The following is a 6,000-nucleotide window of genomic DNA, read 5'->3' as shown; positions in this document are numbered from 1 at the left end:
GCTCTTTCTTTTTGTCTCCTTTGCAGTTTGGTTTCATGCGGAAAGGTTTGTTGGTCCGTTTCTTCTTTTTCCAACGTGATGACGGAAGGAAGAATCGAGGTGAGGCAAGCATCGATCTGCTTCTTTATCGCCCGGACAAAATGCCATCGGTCATATACTTGCAAAATACTTTGCGAAGCGTTCTGAATCCCTTTCCGAAAAGCCTGATAGCCATCACGACTGACAACTTGGATGTTTTGATGATTTTTTAGCCATTCTGATATGGTTTCCGGATAACGTTCCGGAAGTAATGCAACAGGCTTGTGCGTGCTCAGATCACAAATGATCGTGCCATAGCTGTGTCCTTTCCGAAAAGCAAAGTCATCGATTCCGATAAAAGGGGGACACCTCTTGATGAATCTCCGTTTTCCGAATAAGGGAGAGCAATACGTCATGGCTGACAGGGAGGGACAGGGCTTTCGCTACTTTTTCGCCATTGAGGCAGCTGGTGGAAAACGCGATTTTACGTAATACTTCTTCAGCTCGTAAAGTTCGGCGTCCATTTTCAGAAATCCAATCATACCGTTCTGTAAAAATTTTTGGTTCTTTGTCAAATAGTGTTGGTGAAAAAATTTTGTGACTTTCCTGGTATATGCAACCGCACAACTTAGAGGAACTTCGATTCCTCTAAGCTTTTTTCATTGTCATTAAATTTTGGGTGATCAGAATCCGAGTTTTAAAATGTCGGAAACAGCGATAGCCGAAAGAAATACGCTTTATCACCTTAATTTTGTTATTAATCCCTTCTAAAATACCGTTGTTATAATCGTATTTCATTGTATTCTCCACGTAATTTATGTATTTGTTTATGGTCTTGATGGCGGTTCTCATATAGCTGGAAACGCTGTTCCACTTATTCTTCAAGGTTTTTTTCAAGTGCTCAAAGTCTTTTGTTTTGATGTAATGTCGAACGTATTGGTATAACTCATAGGACTCCTTTAATTCAGAATCTAGGTTCATGATGTAGTGTAGAATATCCACCTCACACATGAGTTTTTTAAAGCAGCGATGATATGTATAGTTTTTATAATCGAGTTTTGTTTGATCTTTCAGAAGGAGTTTCCAGTATTTTTTCAACTTATTGTAATTCTTTTTATCCCGCTTCATGACGTTGATGCGGGTTTTATTTAAAGCTCTGCTAAATAGTTGGAGGATATGGAATTTGTCGATGATGATTTTCGCTTTAGGGAACACTTCGTGAATTAAGGAAATATAAGGACTATACATGTCGATGACAATCGTTTTTACCGCGTTTCTCGCCTTCTTGGAATACCGCAAGAAATACTCTTTGAGGACATGCAATCTCCGATCCTCTACGATATCCACAATCTCTCCCGTTTCAGCGTTGCAGAAAATAAAGGACATTGCTCCAGCTGCAGATTTAACGGATTTAAACTCGTCAAAACACAAATGCTTTGGAAGGTAGTGAACATTCGGTTGATAGTAGCTATAAAAGCTATCAATGACACGACTGACAGTGGCATGAGAAACATGATGTTTCAAGGCAATATCTTTTTCGGAGATTTTATCTTTGGCGTCTAAAGCAATCGATACTTTGGTATGGTTGGAAATACAACAGTTTTTAGCCACAATGTCGGTTTGTAAAGTAAAAGTGGAATGGCAATGTTTACAGTAATAGCGTTGTTTACGGAGTTTCAAATACGTAGGATAACCGAAAACACTCGGCATTTTGATAAGGGTCGTTTTAAATCCGTGTTTAATGATTTGATCATCAAAGACATGGCCACAGGCATCACAAGCTTTAGGTTGATACGTTAACGTGCCATGAAAGACTTTCGCTTTTACGTGTTTGATTGTTTCGATAGAACAAAAATTTTCATCATCGAAGATGATATTTTTGTCTTTTATATTGAGTAGATTTCGTATAGAATGTTGGTGAGACATGTGACACAACTCCTTTGGGAAATGTGGTTTGGCGATTACATTTTACCAGAGTTTGTCACATGTCTCATTTTTTTGCGTAAAAAATTGGTGTTGGTTGTATCCACCAACACCAAATATTATAGAGCCAAATTTTTTGGGTGCAACTGGGTTGGTCGCAAAACCATTTTCTTGTGATAAGCAGGATGGAAACAGCTTTTCCGGCAATCGGCAAATCTTGAATCATGCGTGTATATCGGCTGTGTGGACGTGTGGAAGGCACTTGGCAATGAGGACAAGGGCAGGATTCATGAGTGCTTCGAACAATAAAGGTAATGGAGGATGGTTCTTCTTGAATATCGAGAACTTTTAGGAAAGGATCTGGTGAAGACCAATGGATTTGACGATTCATCATTCATCACACCTTTTCTTTTATTATACTATAAAAGTAAAATTATGGACCTTCACCAAAATTGCGTAAGAGCCATTTTTAGTTTGCCATAAACACTCCAAAAGAGGAAAATGGTTATATATTTTTGTTTGATTTTTGCGTTTTATCGTGATTCGTTTTATTGTTTTTATTTTTTGCTTTTGAGTCGAATTCCTCTGAAATCTCCTCTGTTGGATCTTCAGGATTATTGGCGCTATTTGTTGTATTTTTGTGCAAATGTTTATATGTTTCAAAAGGGTTATGAGTTCTTTCGTTCATCGTTTTGTTATTATTTTTCAAATTGTTCACCTCCTTGCGTTTTCATTATTATTCTCAAGTTATTTGAACGATTTACATGAAACAATGAAGAAAAGCGAGAATTCATTTCCATTATAGGATTGCAAATTTTGGACAATCTAAATGGAAACAGGAGGTGAAGCAAATGTTGATCGAAAAATCCTCCGCTTGGAAGGAAGAGTTTGCTAGGCGCTTAAATGAAGATGGACCGTGGAATGACTGGACGCTGTATAAAATGGCATATGAAGTGGTGAAAGACCAATTAATTACGGATTTTTCAGGTTTGCAGGCACCTAAATTTTTGACCAATATTCAATTTCTTGATTACCAAATAGAAGCAGCCCGGACGGTTATTGAAAAAATGAATGGAAAAGCGATTTTAGCAGATGAAGTGAGGCTTGGAAAAACGATTGAGGCCGGTTTAATTTTGAAGGAATACATCTTGAGGGGGCTTGTCAAAAAAGCGTTAATATTAGTGCCTGCATCTTTGCTTACCCAGTGGGTGGATGAATTAAACGGTAAATTTTTCATCCCTGCAATTGGATGCCGAAAGAAAAATGTCCCTTTTGAACAATATGATTTTGTCGTCATGAGTATGGATATGGCAAAGCGCAGCCCGTACCGGGAAAAAATTTACGAACAGGATTTTGACATGATTATTATTGATGAGGCCCATAAATTAAAAAACCATAAAACCCAAACGTATCAATTTGTGCAAGGAATAAAAAAGAAATTTTGTTTGTTGCTTACTGCAACCCCTATACAAAATCATATTTTTGAAATTTTTTATCTTGTCTCTTTACTAAAACCGGGGCATTTAGGAAATGTGGAAAGCTTCCAATCCTACTTTAAGAAAGGAAAAAATGGATTAGCAGAAGACGAATATTTAAAAGAATTGGTTGACCAAGTCATGATTCGGAATCGCCGACAAGATACAGGCATTGAATGGGTAGGAAGGAATGTACAAACAATTCCGATCCAATTTACGGAAGAGGAACAGAAAGTATACCAAATGATTCAATCTTTAAAAGAACGCACAAGCCTTTTCAGCAATTCTTTCGCCATGACCACCTTGTTGAAAGAGATGTGTTCAAGCAAAGAGGCGGCTTATTTGACCCTCGTTAAATTGAAAGAAAAAGTTCAAAGGCAGGAAGAAATAGATTATATAGATGAAATTATAGAAAAAATGTCCAACTTAGAAATTAATTCGAAGGCTGAAAAAACCTATGAAATTATTCAAAAGGCAAAAGATAAGGTCATTATCTTTACAGAATATCGGGCAACGCAGCATTATTTGCAATGGTACTTATATCAAAAAGGCATAAAAAGTGTCTTGTTTAATGGAAAGTTTAGTAAAAACAAACGAGATTGGATGAGGCAATTGTTCCGGGATTATGCGGATGTCCTCATAGCAACAGAATCCGGCGGTGAAGGCATCAACTTGCAATTTTGCCACCATGTTATAAATTTTGATTTGCCTTGGAATCCAATGAAAATTGAACAGCGAATAGGCCGCGTCCACCGATTTGGACAGGAGCAGGATGTATACATTTACAACTTGCCATTCAAAATACCATTGAAGACCGGATTTTGGATTTATTGACAAATAAAATCAATGTATTTGAAAAAGTGGTCGGTGAACTGGATGATATTTTAACAAACAAAGTAGAGGAACGGATTTACCAATCTCCAAACTTTGTTTCAAATTTTGATTTTGAAGATTACGGTTTGGAAGGGGAACTTGGATTTACCTAATCGATTATTGAGAGGTGCTAAAAGATGTTAGCTGAACAAATCCATGATTATTTGCGCACATTTTTCACCGTCACTGGATGTGAAATAACAGAGGAAGCACCGGACTATTTAACGGTGCAATTAACGGCCGATATTGACAAACGCATTATGAATCGCCCCTTCTATTGGCAATTCGTTGAAAGTACAAAAGCAGAGCCGAAGCCTTTAAAAGTAACTTTCATCACAAAGAAACATGAAAACCAAGACATTCGCGGCGAATATATCCACTACGGCTCCATGCGAATGCATCAAATTTTTCAGGCGACAAAAGATTTAGGATGCTTTGTTCAAATGTATGAAAATATGGAAGGGGCAAGTTTATTTCCTTGGGTGGGCGCAAATTTTAAAGTTTCTTATCATACCGACCAAACAAAAGAAATGCTTTTTTCGTTGGGCATCAATTTAATCCATGGAAGTGTTAAAAGCAATTTTCAAGATTGGCTGATTGAACGGACACTGACGAAGGAATTTCCGAAAAACGCCTATTGTCTTCCTTATATTGTTTCACCAATCAGAGCCATTGAAAGATTAGAGACAGCTATTGAAAACTATATCGGTCATGATGATATGACTTGGGCGGAGGAGGCCGAGAAACGATGGAGAAGGGAACAGGAAATTTTAAATCATTTCTATGAGGGAGTCATTGAGAAACCGGAAGTCTATGAGATTGAAAAGGAAGCTCTTAGAGAACGTTTTCAGCCGCGAATTAAAATAGAAATAGTAAGCGGCGGAATTTTTTATTTAAAATAGATCGTAACAAAGGGGGCGTCTGAAAATGATATGCTCCCTATTAGGTAGACAGATGAAAAAATAAAAATTCATCTGACCTAATAGGGGGCTTTCATTATGACCTTTTACAAGTATCCTAAAGAGTTTATGTTAAAACTGATTCATTTCTATTTAATGGGTGATTATTCATTTGAAAAGCTTGCTCGTCAATATAAAATTCACCAAAGCACTTTAAAAGAATGGGTTCGATAGTATGAAGCTTTTGGTGAAGCGGTCTTTCACTTTAACTTTTCTCCACGATGCTATACAAGAGAACAGAAGATTCAAGAGGTGGAGGATTATTTATCTGGTGAATATTCTTTACTCGAATTAATGAAAAAACATCAAATTTCAGGTAGAACGATTTTAATGAAGTGGGTGAAAAAGTATACTAGTCATTGTGATATAAAAGATTCGGGTAAAGGATTGAGTAAAACAATGACAAAAGGTAGAAAAACAACCCTACTAGAACGAATGGAGATAGTCGATTTTTGCTTAAAGCACCATAAAAATTATCAATTAGCAGCCCAAACTTATCAAGTTTCTTATCAACAGGTATACCAATGGGTGAAAAAATTTGAGTTACATGGAGAAGAAGGCCTACAAGATCGCCGTGGACGCACAAAATCAGAGGCTGAATTAACGACGGAATGTCCTTTGTAAAGCAGCAACTTTTTCGCACTGGCGAATTGACGAGTTCCATCGGATTTTTTCCTTTTGTATATTCAAAAAACCAAGATTTATTTGAAAAACGTTGCCATACTTTTGTATCCTCAAGTATTTCGATATCT

7 protein-coding genes and 1 pseudogene are annotated in these 6,000 nt (G+C 37.0%); 4 read left to right on the top strand and 4 right to left on the bottom strand.

Annotated elements, in window-relative coordinates:
* The 4 genes from ACFPOH_RS00195 to ACFPOH_RS00180 all read right to left on the bottom strand — a co-directional run.
* Positions 1–434 (bottom strand): transposase (locus ACFPOH_RS00195; RefSeq protein ID WP_390308538.1); only part of this gene is annotated, 434 nt, incomplete at its 3' end.
* Positions 435–666: 232 nt separating this feature from the next.
* On the bottom strand, positions 667–1,944 hold the full coding sequence (locus ACFPOH_RS00190) for an ISL3 family transposase (protein ID WP_342468856.1): 1,278 nt from the start codon (positions 1,942–1,944) through the stop codon (positions 667–669).
* A 64-nt stretch (positions 1,945–2,008) separates the two neighbouring features.
* A complete protein-coding gene (locus tag ACFPOH_RS00185; protein WP_390308537.1) occupies positions 2,009–2,335 on the bottom strand; it encodes a transposase family protein in 327 nt (108 codons plus the stop codon).
* A gap of 111 nt (positions 2,336–2,446) precedes the next feature.
* Complete coding sequence (locus tag ACFPOH_RS00180) at positions 2,447–2,629, bottom strand: hypothetical protein (RefSeq protein WP_208652228.1); 183 nt, start codon at positions 2,627–2,629, stop codon at positions 2,447–2,449.
* Between the two features lie 163 nt (positions 2,630–2,792).
* Between ACFPOH_RS00180 and ACFPOH_RS00175 the strand changes: the two are divergent.
* The 4 genes and pseudogenes from ACFPOH_RS00175 (at position 2,793) to ACFPOH_RS00160 (ending at position 5,872) form a co-directional block, all read left to right on the top strand.
* Positions 2,793–4,402: pseudogene (locus tag ACFPOH_RS00175) on the top strand (DEAD/DEAH box helicase).
* A gap of 24 nt (positions 4,403–4,426) precedes the next feature.
* Positions 4,427–5,191, top strand: a complete 765-nt coding sequence (locus ACFPOH_RS00170) for a YqhG family protein (RefSeq protein ID WP_390308536.1) — start codon at positions 4,427–4,429, stop codon at positions 5,189–5,191.
* Between the two features lie 96 nt (positions 5,192–5,287).
* A complete protein-coding gene (locus ACFPOH_RS00165; RefSeq protein ID WP_390308534.1) occupies positions 5,288–5,422 on the top strand; it encodes a transposase in 135 nt (44 codons plus the stop codon).
* Between the two features lie 120 nt (positions 5,423–5,542).
* A complete protein-coding gene (locus ACFPOH_RS00160) occupies positions 5,543–5,872 on the top strand; it encodes a helix-turn-helix domain-containing protein (protein ID WP_390308542.1) in 330 nt (109 codons plus the stop codon).
* The last annotated feature ends 128 nt before the right edge of the window (positions 5,873–6,000 follow it).

It is taken from the genome of Ureibacillus suwonensis (assembly GCF_042655065.1).
GTDB lineage: Bacteria > Bacillota > Bacilli > Bacillales_A > Planococcaceae > Ureibacillus > Ureibacillus suwonensis.
This window is presented reverse-complemented; position numbering and strand designations above follow the sequence as displayed.